The 16,783-nt window shown below is 48.7% G+C and carries 16 protein-coding genes; 11 read left to right on the top strand and 5 right to left on the bottom strand.

What is annotated here, in order from left to right; genetic code table 11:
• The first annotated feature begins 1 nt into the window (after position 1).
• The 6 genes from rho (at position 2) to L0156_18870 (ending at position 4,037) form a co-directional block, all read left to right on the top strand.
• The gene (gene rho / locus L0156_18845; protein ID MCI0605049.1) at positions 2 to 1,255 is read left to right on the top strand and encodes a transcription termination factor Rho; all 1,254 of its coding nucleotides are present in this window, start codon (positions 2 to 4) and stop codon (positions 1,253 to 1,255) included.
• A 94-nt stretch (positions 1,256 to 1,349) separates the two neighbouring features.
• Complete coding sequence (gene rpmE, locus L0156_18850) at positions 1,350 to 1,568, top strand: 50S ribosomal protein L31 (protein ID MCI0605050.1); 219 nt, start codon at positions 1,350 to 1,352, stop codon at positions 1,566 to 1,568.
• 90 nt (positions 1,569 to 1,658) lie between these two features.
• On the top strand, positions 1,659 to 2,732 hold the full coding sequence (prfA, locus tag L0156_18855) for a peptide chain release factor 1 (GenBank protein MCI0605051.1): 1,074 nt from the start codon (positions 1,659 to 1,661) through the stop codon (positions 2,730 to 2,732).
• 56 nt (positions 2,733 to 2,788) lie between these two features.
• A complete protein-coding gene (locus tag L0156_18860) occupies positions 2,789 to 3,169 on the top strand; it encodes a hypothetical protein (GenBank protein ID MCI0605052.1) in 381 nt (126 codons plus the stop codon).
• Positions 3,070 to 3,426, top strand: coding sequence for a M23 family metallopeptidase (locus tag L0156_18865; protein MCI0605053.1), 357 nt, complete (start codon positions 3,070 to 3,072; stop codon positions 3,424 to 3,426). The genes L0156_18860 and L0156_18865 overlap by 100 nt, the downstream gene beginning before the upstream one ends.
• A gap of 227 nt (positions 3,427 to 3,653) precedes the next feature.
• Positions 3,654 to 4,037 carry a hypothetical protein gene (locus L0156_18870; protein MCI0605054.1) on the top strand — a complete coding sequence of 128 codons (384 nt, stop codon included), beginning with the start codon at positions 3,654 to 3,656 and terminating at the stop codon, positions 4,035 to 4,037.
• 95 nt (positions 4,038 to 4,132) lie between these two features.
• Here L0156_18870 and L0156_18875 read toward each other — a convergent pair whose 3' ends face one another.
• Positions 4,133 to 4,816, bottom strand: coding sequence for a hypothetical protein (locus tag L0156_18875; protein ID MCI0605055.1), 684 nt, complete (start codon positions 4,814 to 4,816; stop codon positions 4,133 to 4,135).
• Positions 4,817 to 5,228: 412 nt separating this feature from the next.
• On the opposite strand from L0156_18875, the gene L0156_18880 reads away from it, so the two are divergent.
• Entirely contained in the window at positions 5,229 to 6,086 is an 858-nt protein-coding gene (locus L0156_18880; GenBank protein ID MCI0605056.1) for a peptide chain release factor N(5)-glutamine methyltransferase, read from the top strand.
• Positions 6,087 to 6,100: 14 nt separating this feature from the next.
• Here L0156_18880 and L0156_18885 read toward each other — a convergent pair whose 3' ends face one another.
• The 3 genes from L0156_18885 to L0156_18895 all read right to left on the bottom strand — a co-directional run bounded on the left by L0156_18885 (position 6,101) and on the right by L0156_18895 (position 13,086).
• Complete coding sequence (locus L0156_18885; protein ID MCI0605057.1) at positions 6,101 to 6,946, bottom strand: ester cyclase; 846 nt, start codon at positions 6,944 to 6,946, stop codon at positions 6,101 to 6,103.
• Positions 6,947 to 7,185: 239 nt separating this feature from the next.
• Positions 7,186 to 10,032 (bottom strand): EAL domain-containing protein, encoded by a 2,847-nt coding sequence (locus L0156_18890; GenBank protein ID MCI0605058.1) that lies wholly within the window; start codon positions 10,030 to 10,032, stop codon positions 7,186 to 7,188.
• A gap of 72 nt (positions 10,033 to 10,104) precedes the next feature.
• Complete coding sequence (locus L0156_18895; GenBank protein ID MCI0605059.1) at positions 10,105 to 13,086, bottom strand: PepSY domain-containing protein; 2,982 nt, start codon at positions 13,084 to 13,086, stop codon at positions 10,105 to 10,107.
• A gap of 110 nt (positions 13,087 to 13,196) precedes the next feature.
• Between L0156_18895 and L0156_18900 the strand changes: the two genes are divergently transcribed.
• The 4 genes from L0156_18900 to L0156_18915 all read left to right on the top strand — a co-directional run bounded on the left by L0156_18900 (position 13,197) and on the right by L0156_18915 (position 16,311).
• Positions 13,197 to 14,126 (top strand): alpha/beta fold hydrolase, encoded by a 930-nt coding sequence (locus L0156_18900; protein MCI0605060.1) that lies wholly within the window; start codon positions 13,197 to 13,199, stop codon positions 14,124 to 14,126.
• An 8-nt stretch (positions 14,127 to 14,134) separates the two neighbouring features.
• The gene (gene murA, locus L0156_18905; GenBank protein ID MCI0605061.1) at positions 14,135 to 15,388 is read left to right on the top strand and encodes a UDP-N-acetylglucosamine 1-carboxyvinyltransferase; all 1,254 of its coding nucleotides are present in this window, start codon (positions 14,135 to 14,137) and stop codon (positions 15,386 to 15,388) included.
• Positions 15,389 to 15,496: 108 nt separating this feature from the next.
• Positions 15,497 to 15,841, top strand: a complete 345-nt coding sequence (locus tag L0156_18910; GenBank protein MCI0605062.1) for a histidine triad nucleotide-binding protein — start codon at positions 15,497 to 15,499, stop codon at positions 15,839 to 15,841.
• 80 nt (positions 15,842 to 15,921) lie between these two features.
• The gene (locus L0156_18915; GenBank protein MCI0605063.1) at positions 15,922 to 16,311 is read left to right on the top strand and encodes a (deoxy)nucleoside triphosphate pyrophosphohydrolase; all 390 of its coding nucleotides are present in this window, start codon (positions 15,922 to 15,924) and stop codon (positions 16,309 to 16,311) included.
• Positions 16,312 to 16,335: 24 nt separating this feature from the next.
• On the opposite strand, the gene L0156_18920 is transcribed toward L0156_18915, so the two are convergent.
• Entirely contained in the window at positions 16,336 to 16,713 is a 378-nt protein-coding gene (locus tag L0156_18920) for a hypothetical protein (GenBank protein MCI0605064.1), read from the bottom strand.
• Positions 16,714 to 16,783: the final 70 nt, after the last annotated feature.

Raw genomic sequence — 16,783 nt, forward strand, 5'->3', positions numbered from 1 at the left:
TATGAACATAGCTGAATTAAAAGAAATGAATATAGCAACGCTCAGCCAGATGGCGAAAGAATTGAATGTCACGGGCGCGAGCAGTATGAGGAAACAGGAGCTCATTTTTGAGATCTTGAAAGCTCAAACAGAAAAAGAAGGTTTGATTTTCGCGGAAGGCGTTTTGGAGATCCTGCCGGAGGGTTTCGGATTCCTGCGCGCGCCGGATTATAACTATCTTCCGGGGCCGGATGACATTTATGTTTCGCCTTCACAGATCCGTAAGTTTAATCTCCGCACAGGAGACACAATTTCGGGTCAGATCAGACCACCTAAGGATGGCGAGCGTTATTTTGCTTTGATCAAGGTTGAGGCAGTCAATTTTGAACACCCGACCGAGGCGCGGAACAAAATACTTTTTGATAACCTGACCCCTCTCTATCCGCATGAACGAATCCGCCTGGAAACCGCTCAGGACAATCTTTCAGCAAGAGTCATGGACCTTCTGACTCCCTTAGGAAAAGGACAAAGAGGCTTGATTGTTGCGGCTCCACGAACTGGGAAAACGATGCTGTTGCAAACGATTGCCAAGAGCATCATCACGAATCATCCTGAAATTGTGTTGATCGTTCTACTGATCGATGAACGTCCCGAAGAAGTTACCGATTTTCAACGAAGTGTAGATGCCGAAGTTATCAGCTCGACATTTGATGAGCCGCCCTCACGTCACGTTCAGGTGGCTGATATGGTAATCGAGAAGGCGAAACGATTGGTGGAACACAAACGGGATGTTGTGATCGTGCTGGACAGTCTTACGCGACTGAGCCGGGCGAACAACGCGATCATTCCCTCCAGCGGAAAAGTATTGTCCGGCGGTATCGACGCAAATGCGCTGCAGCGGCCGAAACGGTTCTTTGGATCTGCGCGAAACATCGAGGAAGGGGGAAGCTTGACGATTGTCGCAACGTGTCTGGTGGATACCGGTAGCCGAATGGATGATGTCATTTTTGAAGAATTCAAAGGCACCGGGAACATGGAAATCCACCTTGATCGGAAACTCAGCGACAAGAGAATCTTCCCTGCAATCGACATCAACCGGTCAGGAACCAGAAAAGAAGAATTGCTGCTTCCTGCTGAAGAGCTCAACCGGGTCTGGATCCTCCGTAAGGTTCTGTCTCCACTGTCGTCCGTGGAAGCAATGGAATTGCTCGTTGACCGCATGGGTAAAGCCAAGAATAATAAGGAGTTCCTGGCTTCGATGTCGTCAGCTGTTTAGGGAAAAGTAGCGCGGACGTCTCGTCTGCGGCCCTGTCTCATTTTGACTTTTTCCCCGAGATGCTTATACTATTTTGACCGTTTAGGAGAGATCCATGAAGAAAGGTATTCATCCCGTGTATACGGAAGCGAAAGTGATTTGCGCCTGTGGTGAAGTTTTTGTAACGCGGGCAACGAAGAAAGAGATCCGCATTGAAATTTGCTCGAAATGCCATCCTTTCTTTACAGGCAAGCAAAAACTTCTGGATACGGCAGGACGCGTCGAAAGATTCCAGAAACGCTACAAGAAAAACAAAACCGCCGAAGCTTCCTGACCTTTTTTTAACCGCAGAGAACGCAAAGACCGCAGAGAAATTTCAAATTTTACACTGCGATCTCAGCGTTCTCTGCGGTGAAATAAGACCATGATACAGAAATTGGAAGAGCTCGAAGGTAAATACAAGGAGCTGAACGATCTTCTTTCCAATCCGGAAATAGCTACTGACTACCAGAAATATCAAAAGCACGCAAAAGCGAAATCGGAACTGGAAGAGATTGTTAATAAGTTCCGTCGCTACAAGTCTATCCTGCGCGGGATAGCCGAGACCAAAGAACTTCTCCATCAGGAAGATTCCCTGGAAATGCAAACCATGGCGCGGGAGGAGTTGGAGCGGCTGGAAGCCCAGAAGACAGAGTTGGAACAAACGCTGCAGCAAATGCTGTTGCCAAAGGATCCTCTGGATGAAAAAGGCGTCATTCTTGAAATTCGTGCCGGAACGGGCGGGGAAGAATCTGCGCTCTTTGCGGCTGAGCTATATCGTATGTACACGAAGTTTGCAGAACGTAAAGGATGGAGAATCGGTGTCATTGACAGCAATCCGACAGGCCTGGGTGGTTTCAAAGAAATTATTGCCAACGTAGAAGGCCGGGGAGTTTACAGTATTCTGAAGCATGAGTCAGGTGTTCATCGCGTTCAGCGGGTTCCCGTGACAGAAGGAAGCGGAAGGATTCATACATCCGCGGTGACTGTTGCGATCCTGCCGGAAGCAGAAGAAGTAGAAGTAGAAATCAAGGAATCAGAGCTGAAGATCGATACGTTTTGCGCGAGTGGTCCTGGAGGACAGCACGTCAATACATCGCACTCAGCCGTAAGAATTACGCACTTGCCCACCGGAATGGTTGTGAGCTGTCAGGATGAACGATCTCAATTCAAGAACCGGGCAAAGGCCTTGAAAGTTTTGCGGTCTCGTCTGTATCAGCTTGCTCAAGAGGAGCAAGCAAATGCGATCGCGAACAACCGGAAAACTCAGGTAGGTTCCGGGGACCGAAGTGAAAAAATCCGCACTTACAATTTTCCCCAGAATCGTTTGACCGATCATCGAATCAACCTCACCCTCTATCAGCTCGACCGAATCATGGAAGGGGATCTCGATGAAATCACCACAGCCTTAGGCACACATTTTCAAGCAGAAGCCCTGAAAAAACTCGTCACCGCTTGAAACAGTACAACCATTTCGGCACAAACTAAGTCCATCTCATACAGGTGGAGGTCTGCATGTCTGATAATCGATGGAGACGAATCGCTCTCATTCTAATGGGATTGACAGTATTTGCCTTATCATCGGAGGCCCTCCAAATCCGCTTTGCTCCGGGCGATTATGTATATCTTGCCCAGGATAACCGTTTCCTTGGAATCGCAAACTTGCAGATTCAAAATCTCGCGATCATCAACGACAGTGAGGGAGCGGTGCAGCTGAATGAGGTTTTGGTAGAGATATGGGCCGGAAAGAATCTCCTTGAGTCTGAACATCACGGCGGCGAAATGTTGGAAAAGAGATGGAGCATGTTAAAGAAGTATTTGGACCTTATGCAACTGGAGGGAATCAGGTTATCGTTCAGCATGAAGCGGAGGAGTATTCCTCTTTTGCGCATTTGAAGCAGGGAAGTATCCGCGTAAAGAAGGGTGATGAAGTGAAGCGCGGCCAGCTGATTGCGCAGATCGGGTTATCAGGCGATGGTTATCAGCCTCACTTGCACTTTCAGATTACGGATGGTCCGGATATGAATTATGCACGTGGAATCCCTATGATTTTCGTAAATGTCCGGCCGGTGATATTTTCAAGCACTATCGACACTGATGGACGCCGCCAGCTGCAAACTGGCGAGTTTATAGAGACTTGGACACAGGATTGATCTCCAGGAGCCGGTGAATTCGTAGCGATGCTCGCGACATCGTTTTGTCTGATGTCGTTACAAATTTTTGACGCTCGTCCGACACTCTTTTGTCGTCAAATTCCGTAACATAAACTTTCAAGCTTCAGTAATTCAATTAACTAAACATCAGTTGCGTCAAAAGCAGTAGAGAATTTCACCGCCAATTTTGTGTTCATTTATTCAAACACTTTCTAAGGAGGTGCTCGATGTTCAAAAAATCATTACTAATCTTTGCCTTTCTGATGGCATCTGTTTGCTTTGTCATGGCTCAGTCCAGTGAGCAACCGCCCGAAACGAATCAGCCGGCCGCCCAACCGACCGAAACTGCCCAGCCGGCCGCAACTGAGCAAAACACGCAAGTCCAGGGAACAATAGCGAAAATCGACCACAAGAAAATGATGATGACCCTTAAGGTTGAAACGACCAACGAGGAGAAGGAGTTTACTTTTACGGACACGACATCATTTTCGAAAGAAGAAAAGAATATTACTCACAACGAGTTAAAGAAGGGTGATCGTGTTTTGTTAGAGCTTGACTCAAGTAATAACCTTCTTCGTGTCACTGTAGAACCCAAAAAATCAACCGAATAGAAAAACGGAGAAAAGGAAAGAGATCAGAAAAGCCTTAAAGAAAGGCGAAGCATCTCCGGGTTCTTTTCCCCTTCAAGGGGAAAAGAACCCGGGGCTTAACGCACCGATGACTTTAATATTTCTTGTGCTTGTCCCAAATACGAAGCATATTTCCCTTTTAGATTGGCGTTGATTCGAAATGCCTCTTCCAAGCTCGTTTTTGCCCGCCGCGCCGCTTCCAATCTTTTTTTCAACAGCGATTCCGAGCGAGCGCGCAACAGCAACAATAAACCCTTCTTTGCGTGTCCTTCCGCAGACTCTGAGAATATTTTGAGAGACCTTTCAACAGCATCCAGTCCCTGCCGAATATCTTCCTTCGCCGATTCATTTCGCTGAAGATGCCATTCGGCTTTCCAGCGATACATTTCGGCAAAAGTTCGAATTGCTTCAGTAAACTCGGGCCAAAGTTCGATCGCTTTTTCCAAATTTTCATTAGCTGATTGAAAGTAGGATTCAGGAGATCCTTTGCTCGTCACCATCCATTTTGCCTGCATTGCTCTCGCCTCACCGAGTGCTTGAAACGAATAAGAATCATTGGGATCAATCTGTAGCGCCTGTTGAGAATATTCAACCGCCCGTTCGAAGGATCTCATCGGGTCCTGTCCTTTGGTACTCTCATAATCTCCTTTTAGGATGTACGTGCTTGCTAGATTCGATACAGTAATAAGATTCTTATTGTTGATCTGGGCCGACTTTAGAAAGTGTTCGATACCCTTTTCAAAATCAATTTCCGGATTCAAGCCCGTTTCCGATTTATAGGATGCTTTGGAAATGTAATAGGCAGCAATGTTGTCGTGCAGATGGAAGAGTTCGGATTGACTTGCAGATTCTGTTTTTTGTATTGAATTGCTCGATCGAAGGAGGCAAGAGGATTTCCGCCATTCATTCTCTCAAATAATCCTTTGGTCAGGGAAACCGTTTTTCAGCAGCCTGAGCCCGTTCGGTTGCTGCATCATAGTTCTTTTCCAGAAACGCGATCAGACCGCTGACATATTCCGGAGGATTCAATTTTCATGGCATTAGCAATGACAAGAAACGTGCCAGAGTCATTTCCTTCTAGATTTCGGTTGTTTAGCCAAGGACTTCTGTAAGCCAACCACACACTTTTGTGCAGAATCCATACAAACGACTTTGATAGAATCAGAAGCGGTCATGACGATTCAACAGGCGATTCTGTATGGCGAAGAAGCTCTTCAAGAAAAGGGCGTGGATCAGGCACGCTGGAATTCAGAACGACTCCTGCTTCTAGCGCTGCAACAACCTCGCAGCAAGGTTTACTCGGACCTGAAACGGGAATTGTCTGATCAGGAGCTCTCCCGTTTTATTGCCTTGATTGAGCGAAGGGCCACGCATTACCCGCTGGCGTATTTGGAAGGCACGCAGGAGTTCTTCGGACGGGAATTCCATGTCAATGAATCTGTATTGATTCCTCGTCCTGAAACCGAAGAAATCATTCAAGCTGTGAAGAGTCTGCAGTTAAAAGAAAGGCCGGTTTTTTTGGATTTGGGTTCCGGCTCCGGAAACATTCCGGTCACTCTGGCTCTGGAGATAAAGGATAGTTTTGCAGTCGGACTCGAGCTTTCGGAGAAGGCGATTCCGGTCCTCAGGCAGAATCAAAGAGGGAATGTTCAGATTGTTCGCGGAGACTTCACAGTTCTCTGTTTTCGGCCTGCCACTTTTGAAGTCATTACAGTGAATCTACCTTATGTGGAAACGCAAGAGTACGGGGAATTACCTCCTGAAACTCTGTGGGAACCGAAGATTGCTCTGCATGTGGAATCGCTGGAAGAATCTTATGGAAAAGTGATGCAGCAAAGCCTTGCTGTGTTGAAGCCTGGCGGTTATCTGGTGATGGAGATTGGTTTCGGACAATCAGAAAGACTGCAAAAATTGGTTGATTCGTTTCCGGAATTCACAGTGCAGGAGATAAGGAAGGATCAAAGGGGCATTCCCAGAGTTTTGGTTCTTCAGAAAGTCATATTCCCGAACAAACCAATCACTTCAAGCTAGCGTCCTGAGTGGCTCTAAGCAGCGGGAAACTTTACCGCGCCAATTTGAAGCATGACTCCCATAAAATCTGCCTCCGACCAGACCTCTGTGATCTTGCTACCTTCAACGCGGTAGGCGTGTAATTCGGACCAGGTAACTTTCTTACCTGTTGGCGGGGTCCCGAGCAGCTCACCTTTGTGAGTTGCAACGGCATTTGCTCGCTCAACGATAATATTGCCATCGACAACAAAGAATTCGCGTTCAACATGAACATCAGGAAACGCTCCACACATTAGTTCACCATTGATTCGCATGCCTTCGCGGCCTTGCGGTAAGCCGGGTAAAGGGATGTGAACTTTGCAATCTTCAGATACGAGATCGTCAACGATGTTCGGGTTATGGCGGTTCTTGTATTCATCGACGAAGCGTTCAACCACAGTTTTCTTGTCGGCCACTGTGGAAGCCATATAAGGCTTGCCGGTTCCAGTAACGACTAAAAGTCGGAGGCTTTCCAGATAATAGCCCCAGTTGAAATTGTACCGCCCGTACTCTTCGTTGCTCAGTTCTTGGCTGTATTCCTGCTGAAAAAAAAGAACACAGCCACTCCCACGAGGCTCAATTTCGAAACGAAAAGTGTTTTCGAGCCACGGCCCATGTCCAGCTATGCACTTCCACCCAACCAAGTTCGGTTTCTCAAGTGAAGTGATTAACATTTCAGGATTGAAGGTCTTTCCAAAAGTAAACGCTATAGTCCCACCAATTCGTAGATCAAGCTTGACTTTGGGTGTCCACCAACCGGAAAGCCCTCGTTCTGTTGAAAGGGCTTCGAAGACCTTCGCCGGCGGAACATCGATATCAACAGTATGCAAGATCGTCTTCATCGATTCCTCCTATTTGTAATTCGTCCTCTTGTCTTATCGTTTGAACTGATCCGCAGCACCGCAGCGCTGTTTGTACTCCTACAAATTCTAGGAGTTTAGTGCTCTCTCTGCCACTCATTAGAGCGATGACGAACCTTCCGAAAGTACGGGATGCATCTGTAGCCGTTAAACTGTTATTTTTTCGGGTGTTGTTTCTTCTGGATAGGGGCGAAAGCGGGCGGGCGCCCACGTTATTTTGATTACTTGACCATCAAGCGAGTATTGCTGCGGAGCAAGCTTTCAAATTCCACGGCTGGAACCGGACGGCTGAAATAGAAGCCCTGCATCTCATCGCAGTTTTCCGAAAGGAGAAATTGAAGCTGTTCCTGCGTCTCAACACCTTCTGCAATTACATTCAGCTGTAAAGTATGTGCCAGTACAATGATGGCGCGTGTTATTGCAGAATCGTTTGAATCCGCCGGGATGTCGCGGACAAAGGATTGATCGATCTTCAAAGAATCAATCGGTAACTGTTTTAAGTAACTCAATGAAGAAAACCCAGTTCCAAAATCATCGATAGAAATATGAATCCCCAGTGACTTCAAATCTCCAATTCTTCGCATTGTTTCGGGAGTGCTTTGCATCAACACCGTTTCCGTGATTTCAATTTCTAGTAACTGCGGCATCAAACCGGTCTCCTGTAAAATGGATGCGATCCGTTCCGTCAGTTTTTGTTGTTTGAATTGATGAGCGGAGAGATTCACTGCAACCCTGATGGGCGAATGATTAGGAAGCTGCCAGCTCCTGCACTGCTCGCATGCGTTTCGCAGGACCCATTCTCCCAGGCTTGTGATCGACCCCGTCTCTTCGGCCAGCGGAATAAACTGAGCCGGCGAAACAAGTCCAAGCTGTGGGTGGTTCCATTTCAATAAAGCTTCGGCGCCTACAATCATGCCGTTCCGAAGATTCACTTTCGGCTGATAATCAATCAAGAATTCTTTGCGTTCCAGCGCATTGCGCAAATGGTTTTCCAGCGACAATTGCTTCAATAGAGTGACTTGCATTTCCGCTGTATAAAACTGGTAATTGTTCCGGCCCTCCTGTTTTGCTTTGTACATCGCTGTTTCTGCGTTCTTAAACAGGCTGTCAATGTTGTGATCATCCAGCGGATACAGAGTAATACCGATACTGGCTCCGATGTAGAAATTCTGGTGCTCCAACCGGAACGGTTTTTCGAACGTTGTGAGAATTTTTTGCGCCATGTCGGCAGCTTGCTGCACATTTTCCAGGTCTCGAAGAATAATGGTGAATTCATCCCCCGCCGTCCGACCTACCGTATCTCCAGCTTGCACAGTGGTTGCGAGCCGCTGAGCCACCTGGCGCAAAAGTAAATCCCCCGCATCGTGACCCAGAGTATCGTTGATGGTTTTGAAACGATCCAGATCCACCAGCATCACAGCCACAATCTTGGCGTGATTGGATGCGTCGATCATTGCCTGTTTGAGACGATCCGTGTACAACAGCCGGGTCGGCAGGTCCGTTATCTGATCGTAATTCGCCAGATAGTCAAGGCGTTCTTCAGCGAGCTTCCATTCGGTAATATCCATCATCGTGCCTTCGATCAATTCCGAGCCCTTTTCATCCGGAACAATAGTCACGTTTTCTAAAACCCAGAGTGGACTACCGTCTTTCTTTTTCAAAAGCGACTGAACATTTGTCAGCACATGGTGCTCATTCAGCTTATTCAAGAAACTCTCTCTTCTGCGGGGATGATGATAGAAATCGAGAGCCTTGTGAGTTTTTACTTCTTCCACTGAACTGTAACCAAGCGTTTTTGCGTACGCGTCGTTGCAATCAAGAATCACGCCATCCATCGTCGTCCGGTAAACGCCGGCCAGGTTCCGTTCAAAGAGATCCCGGTATCGCCGCTCTGATTTCTTCAAAGCTTCTTCCGCCCACTTCTGTTCTGTGACGTCCTGGCCAATGCTGGTGACACCAATTGCCGCACCATCAATGTCCCGCAGGAGTGTGTTATTCCAGAGGATGGTTCTGTGCGCGCCGTTCCTGGTTATAATCTCATTTTCGCGGTGCAGATTGAGAGCGCCCTGACTGAGACTCTGCAGATAATCATTGCGGGCTTTGTCGCTGTTCTCGGGGGGAAAGAATACTTCAAACCAATCTTTTCCCATGATCGCATCCGATTTGCAACCGGTCAATTGAAGAAGGAAACTATTGCAAAAAGTGACCCGTCCCTGCAAATCCAGAGTTACTGCGATGAGCTGGATCTTTTCCAGTGTTTCACGAAATCGTCGTTCCGATTCCTTCAGAGCAGCTTCGCTTCGCTTTCTTTCCGTGATATCGCGAATAGCCACCAGCCTTGCCGCTTTTCCTTCATACAGAATCGGATTCGACGCAACCTCAACATCGATAATGGTCCCATCTTTTTTGCGGTGCCTCCAGCTAAGGTTGCTTCTTGGCTGGCTGGGGCGATTGGTTATGTAGTCGATGAGAAGGGGAACATCTTCCGGCGGCCGTATGTCTTTGATCGTCATCGAAAAGTATTCTTCTTTTGTGTATCCGTATTGAGTAAGGGCCGCGGAGTTTACGTTTAAGAAAGCGAGCGTTTCCACATCGAAAACCCACATAGGCTGCGGATTTGCTTCAAATAGCAATCGATACTGTTGTTCACTCTGCAGAAGCTTATCGGCGGCGCGTTCCCGTTCTTCGCGCAATCGTTTTTTTGCCAGCGCATCGATTACCGCTGGAACAATGCGGAAGAGATGCCCCTTGGTTACGTAGTTGGCTGCGCCGGTGTGAACGATATCCACAGCTTTTTGATCGTCAATCGATCCGGAAACGACGATCAAAGGAACAGAAGGAGCAAACTGTTTTAGAAGATCCAGAGCATCCTTTGCTGAAAAACCAGCCATCACATAATCGGACAGAACGATGTCTGGTTTAAAGTAGCTGATTTCGCGGAGGAATACGGTGCGCGTTTCTGCTCGTTTGGCGAGGAATTCAATTTTTGCCTTGCGCAACTCCCGCTCGATCAGTTCCGCATCAGCCTCATTGTCCTCCAGAATGAGGATTCTGATATTCTTTTCCATTCGTTCGAGCCACCTCCAAAACAAAAGAGGGGGCACCTCTCAGGATGCCCCCTCCGAATTCGTTAGTCTAACCTATCTTCGCGTTATCGTCACTTGCATTGCTTGCGAATGACTCTGGCTGCCACCGGTGCCGTTCACCTGGAAATTAAAGGTGCCGACCGGAGCGCCTTTCTGAATTGTCAGCGTTAAGGTGCTGTTGATCGATCCACCATTGGGATTTGCCGGGTTCGGACTGAAGCTGCAAGAAGTTTTTGCCGGCAAGCCGGAGCAGGAGAGAGTTACTGGACTGTTGAAACCACTGATCGCCTGAATGGTGCACGTGCTCGTGCGAGAGCTTCCGCGAGGTCCGGTGAGCGATGTTGGACTGCAAGATAGCGTGAAATCTCCAACCGGTGCAGCAACGGTTGTGAAGCTTCGTGAAGTGGAATAAGTACCGTTACCGCAGGCGTTCACCCCGCGAGCGCGCCAGAAGTAGGTTGTGCTGTTACTGAGCGCTGGACTAACCGTCCACTGGCTGGTAGCAAGACCCGTTGCGGAACGTACAACATTTGTAAATCCCGAGTCGGTTGCCACCTGTACTTCGTGCGTTGATGCATCGCTGGCATCCGACCAATCCAGAAGCGGTGTCGTGGATTGATTCGTCGCGCCGTCGGCAGGGCTCACCAGTGAAGGCGTTCCTGGCAGCGTGCAACCGCCGCTCGTTGGTGTTGCGCTCACGCATGCGCTGAGCACGCCATAACAAGCACTGGAAGTTCCCGCGCCCGCAACAGAATAATAGTACGTACGGCCATTGGCAACTTGAGTGTCTGTGTAATTCAGCGTGGTCACTTCGGCAATCAACGTTTTGCCAAAATCGCAGCCCGCATGACCTTCCGTTCGGAACACCCAGTACCGTGTTGCTCCGGAAATCGAATTCCACGAAAGCGCGACCTGATTGTTTCCCGGCGTTGCATTGACTGTCGGTCCAGCAGTCGGACCTCCACTGCAACCGGAATTTACCGGTGAAGGAGTTGCGCAGGCAATGTTGTGCCGGTTGAATGCGTTGAAAATCGCGGTCATGTGCGGTGTTCCATTGTTGATGTTGCCGTCATTGTCATCCGCAGCAAGCCACTGCATGTATGCATTCGTGCTGCCGCATCCGTTCGAAGTTCCTGCTGTGCAATCGCACGCGTGCCACAATCCAATGTTTCCGCTGCCTTGATAGAAAATCTTACTGGCTACTGCAAAGGCAGTCTGTGTATCGTAGTTAAAAGGCGCCGATGTCAGATCGCGCGCAGCCAAATCCCACGCAGCCTGGCGGGAAGGCGCAGCAGCGCAGTGCACCTGTCTTCCACAAGGTCCTGAGCTGGACAAACAGCTTCCACAAACAAAGTTCTGCGGAGTATCAGGAGTGTGATTCGCATGTTTGTCCCAGTCTGCATCGCGCACACCGGAACAGTCCAGATCGCAATGCGAAGCACCCGTTTGAGCTTCATTCTGATTGAATCCGGTTCCATCAGCCGTGTTACCGCAGCCTTTGTTGGAGGTCCAGAAAAAGCCGTGCCCAACGCAAGACGCTTGTAAACGGTAGTTTGCGGCAATGTCGGCGTATGCTTCGCTGGAATTGCTGAGTGAGCCGTTGGTATCATTATCATCCAGTCCGTGTCCCCATTCGTGATCGAAGACGCCGGCCATTTCTCCCGTGTTTCTGCAACCTCCACCGCTTCGATAGAAGTTAATCGTTCCGTTGAGTGTGCTGTAGAATGCATTGCATGTATTGTTGAGATTCATATTCGCTGTCAATTGGTTTTGCAACCATGTGTTTCCGGGAAGCCATCCACGGGCCAGTTCTGCAAGTTTGTTCACTTCATAAAAGCCAGAACGGGATGCTGCTGTATTTCCCGCGGAGAATCCTGCACTCGTGCAATCATGCTGGCCGTTTGTGCCTCCAAGGTTGATACTTCCGGAAGCGCTTGCGGTGATCGCTCCGCATGAATCGACGATTCGGACGTATTGCCCGGCCAGGGTTGTCGTAACTGTACCGCTGGTGTAATTAAAAAGACCTGCGCTATTTGTAAAATTATTTGGCGAAGCTAGCCCGGTGTTAGCCCACGGCATCGGCCATCCGGATTGCATTGTTCCGCATGTGTCATTAGTCGGACAGATTTCAGTGCTGGTGAGAGGATAGACACCTCCTGTGATTTGCTGAGAAACGTACTGATTCTTATCCTGAAAAGCGAGTAGCTCACCGGAGTGCGCGTCTACCAAAACCTCCCAGACTGCTTGTTCGGGAAGTCTGCGGAAAGTGTAAACCCAAGCTAAGTAGTGCTTGTAACCTTTCGCTCCGCCCTTCACTTCGGGCGCGTAGGGAATCAGTTCCAACTCCGGTTGCTTCAGGAGTTCATCCTGAGCCATCCTTCCGCCCGCGTATTGAAACCCTTTTTGCAAAGCTTGATCTGCGCTAATTCTTGGATGAGTGCTGGTTCGTGCATTGCCCCAGCTTTCCGTGCCTATCAAAATGAGATTGCCATGACTGACGGTAGCGCCAATCCTGCCATCGCGTACTTTGACGCCGTTTGAAAGTTGCTGAATACTGATCTGCCACAGATCCGCATGGATTTCTTCAGCCCGTATATCTCCGAGCTGCTGGACATCAATGTCGAGCACCCCGTGATTTTCATGGATCCAAGTTCTGATCAAATCCCTCATTACTTTCTTGTTTATGGAAGAGACCGGGTAGCCGATTCGTGAAGAAACATCCTGAAGACTCGTCTTGTTTCCGTGTCCCTTTCCGGGAATCAACGGAATGGCTCCCAGAATGTTTGTGGCAGCGCCGGAACGCGGATCGATGAAACCGCGAACCTCGCGCCCGTGCTTCGTGAAAAATCCGGTCCACTCAGCAGAATTAGTAAGATTCAACAATGTATCTTCTACCGGAACATGACTGCTTGTGATCACAAGCTCCGGTTTGAAAAACTCCTTCAAACCGCCCTTATCTTTCGGTTGTAACGCTTGCGTCAGTGAAGCCGTAAAAAGTGCACAGAATAGTAGAATCCAGATTTTGTGGTCTCTCATGGCTCTTCGTCCTCCCACCGTAGTAAACTTCAAAGAGAATCTTCTGTCAACTTACCTAGCAGAGATCCTTGATAAGCACAGCAATTCTCACTAGTATTTAGAGTAACAACATGAAGGTTGAGTCAGGACGTCTGAAAAAGGCGGCGCCCTGGTTTCTGGGGGGGCTGACTGGCACCTTTCTTCTTGCGAATCTCGCAGCCTCTGCTTACTTCAATTACACATTCTTGCGTCCGAAACGGAAGAAAAATCAAAGCTCCGACTTAACCGGCTACATTCCTGAAGCTGAGTACACGACTCATCCCTTCCGGTTTCGAAGCTCTGATGGCATTCAGATTTCGGCGCTTAGGTTGGAGCCGGCGCGTCCGAATGGCCATGCAGTTTTGGTTTGCCACGGCCTTGCTCACGACAAATATAGCGGTATTCGTTATGTTCAGTACTTGCTTCGCGAAGGCTACTTGCTGGTCCTGATCGATTTTCGAAATCATGGCGAGAGCGAAGGAACCATTACAACTTACGGTCATTATGAAAAGCAGGATCTACTTGCTACGGTGCGATACCTGCGCGAAGGAGGATTTCAGGGACGCATAGGAATTCTGGGAGCGTCTATGGGCGCCTCCATTGCATTGATGACTGCAGCTGAATGTGAAGAGATCCGCGCGATTATCCTGGACAGTCCTTTTTCCTCTTTAACGAGGATTTCTACAGAATGGGCCTGTAAAATGACGCGATGTCCTGAAGCGGTTCTCCAATTTTCCATCAGGCTTGCTTACTGCTGGCTTTATGTTGCTTATCGTTTCTGGGTTCCTGAAGTTGAACCTGCTGCGATTGCAAAGAAGCTGCGTTGCCCCATATTCTTGATTCACGGTGGGGCCGATGAAAAGATTCCACCCCATCATTCGCGCGAGATCTACGAAAACGTGCCGGGTGAAAAAGAGTTGTGGATCGCGGATAATGTAGGACATCTTGGTGTTTATCTGAATCACGCACGTGAATACGAAACGCGCGTCCTGCAATTCTTCCATAAAAATTTGCTTACTTAGTAAAGGGCATGGATAAAATTCGCATAGCCGGCGGACGGCCGCTTTCAGGAGAAGTCTCGATTTCCGGAGCCAAGAACAGCGCTTTGCCTTGCATTGCCGCGGCGTTGCTGACTTCGGACACAGTGCATCTGGATAACGTCCCCCGGCTCGTCAAAGATGTCGCAACGATGCGTCTGCTACTGGAACACCTTGGTTGCGACACGATGTGGGAAGGGAATCGCCTTTCCATTCAAGCTCGCAATGTCGATTTGTTTGAAGCTCCCTACGACATGGTGAAAACAATGCGGGCATCCGTCCTGGTGCTAGGACCTCTCGTGGCGCGTTTCGGAAAAGCGGTTGTTTCCATGCCGGGAGGATGCGCAATCGGAGCGCGTCCGATAGATTTGCATCTAGCAGGACTCGAAGCGCTCGGTGCCCGGATCCGAATTGAGCACGGTTATGTGCTTGCAAGCGCGCCGAAACTGATCGGCGCGCGCTACAGGTTTGCAAACGTAACGGTAACCGGCACGGAAAACCTTCTGCTGGCTGCAAGCCTCGCGGAAGGGGAGACAATTCTGGAAAACTGCGCCATGGAGCCGGAAGTCGAAGATGTGATCCGGCTCGCTCGCAGCATGGGAGCTCAAATCGAAGGGGATAATACCGACACGCTGCGGATTCGTGGCGTACCGGCCTTGCATGGAACCACACACAGCGTAATTCCCGATCGCATAGAAACTGGAACATTCTTGATGGCCGGCGCAATGACCGGTGGCCAGATCACGGTGAAACGATGCATGCCCCAACATCTTGCTGCGGCAATTGAAAAACTCCGTCAAAATGGTTGCAGCATTGACACCGGTGAAGATTGGATCACAATCGAGGCACCCTCACAGTTGCAACCCTCCGATGTGGAGACGCATCCCTATCCGTATTTCCCAACCGATTTGCAAGCTCAGTACATGGCATTAATGACACAGGCCGAAGGGACAACGAATATCTATGAGAACATCTTTGAAAACAGATTCATGCATGTTGCTGAGCTGCGACGTATGGGCGCGCATATTATCGTGCAGGGACATGTGGCTCATGTGCATGGAAAGACACCGTTATCCGGCGCCAGTGTAATGGCAACGGATCTACGCGCGAGCGCCTGTTTACTCATTGCCGGTCTGGTCGCTGAAGGTGTAACGATGCTGCAGCGCGTGTATCATATTGATCGCGGTTATGAGCGAATTGAGGAAAAGTTGCGAGGCCTTGGCGCTGATGTGGAAAGAATCTCTTGATTTTGAATCAGAAGGACGCGAAGAACGCAAAGATAAAACAATTCCTTTCTTTGCGCGCTTTGCGTTCTTCTGTTCAAAAAACTGTGCTAATCTTTCTGAGGAACAATGATGGAAAATTGTATTTTTTGTAAAGTCGCAAATCGTTCCGTGCCATCAAAGATAGTGTTTGAAAACGACAACGTTGTAGCTTTTGAAGATTTAAATCCACAAGCACCAACACACATTCTCGTTGTTCCTAAAAAGCACATAGGAACTCTGAACGATGCTACACAAGAAGATGCGCAGCTTCTAGGCGAAATCATTCTGAGCGCAACAGCTATTGCAAAGGACCGGCACATCAGCGGATCCGGCTACCGCCTTGTTTGCAATACGAATCCGGGAGCCGGTCAGTCTGTCTTCCATATTCATATTCATCTGCTTGGTGGTAGAACTCTTGCCTGGCCGCCGGGATGAGGAGCGCCAGAGTAATGAGTAATGAGCAATGAGACTGAACGGGAGACTCATTACTCATTGTTCATGACTCATTACTGAATATGCTGATTGTGGTGGGGGGATTGATCTACCGGGATGGGAAACTTCTCATTGCACAACGTCCACCAGGCAAACATGGCGCTTTGAAGTGGGAATTTCCGGGCGGCAAACTGGAAGCAGAAGAAGATCCACGCGATTGCCTGGTTCGTGAAGTCAAAGAAGAGCTGGATGTGGACATTGCGGTTGAACGGATAGCGGAGGTTGTCTATCACCGCTATCCTGATCGCGCGGTATTGCTGCTCTTTTACGTTTGTCGCTACCGGAGAGGGGAAGCGCGCGCAATCGATTGTGCTGACTTTGCCTGGGTCGAACCCTCTCGTCTGACCACTTACGACTTCCTTGCAGCCGATTTAGATCTGATCAGGCAACTCTCCTCCGGCAAGACCTTTTAAGAAAGTGCCATTACTGAAAGTAAGTTAGGCTACCTTCTTTGCTTTTTCAATTTCCTGTTTGACCCAGGCAATCTTTAGTTGTTTCATTTCTTGAACAGATAACTTCTTGCTCGGTTTTTGTGTCTGTTTAAACTGGCGATTGATCGTTCCAGTCGTTGTGTTTCGGAGACGCGCAAGGTCCACCAGCAATTGAAAAAGAGATCCTCGCGCGGGCTTAGGCATTTTCTTTTTTCCTGATTTTTTTCCGGCTCCGGATTCGCTTTCAAATAAAACTTTGAACTGGGCTTTACAGTTTGGACACTGAAGACTTCCGGCATTCAGTCCGAGATCCTTCGTTAGTGCTTTTACAAATTCAGCGTAGAGCCGGGAATCTGATTTCTTGAGTAGTTCTAAGGGATTCATTGTGTTTTGTTCCTCCTCGTGCGGGCACTTATTTTACCAGAAACTAACACCAATTGATAATTAGTACCCC

The organism is bacterium, from assembly GCA_022616075.1.
Lineage (GTDB): Bacteria > Acidobacteriota > HRBIN11 > JAKEFK01 > JAKEFK01 > JAKEFK01.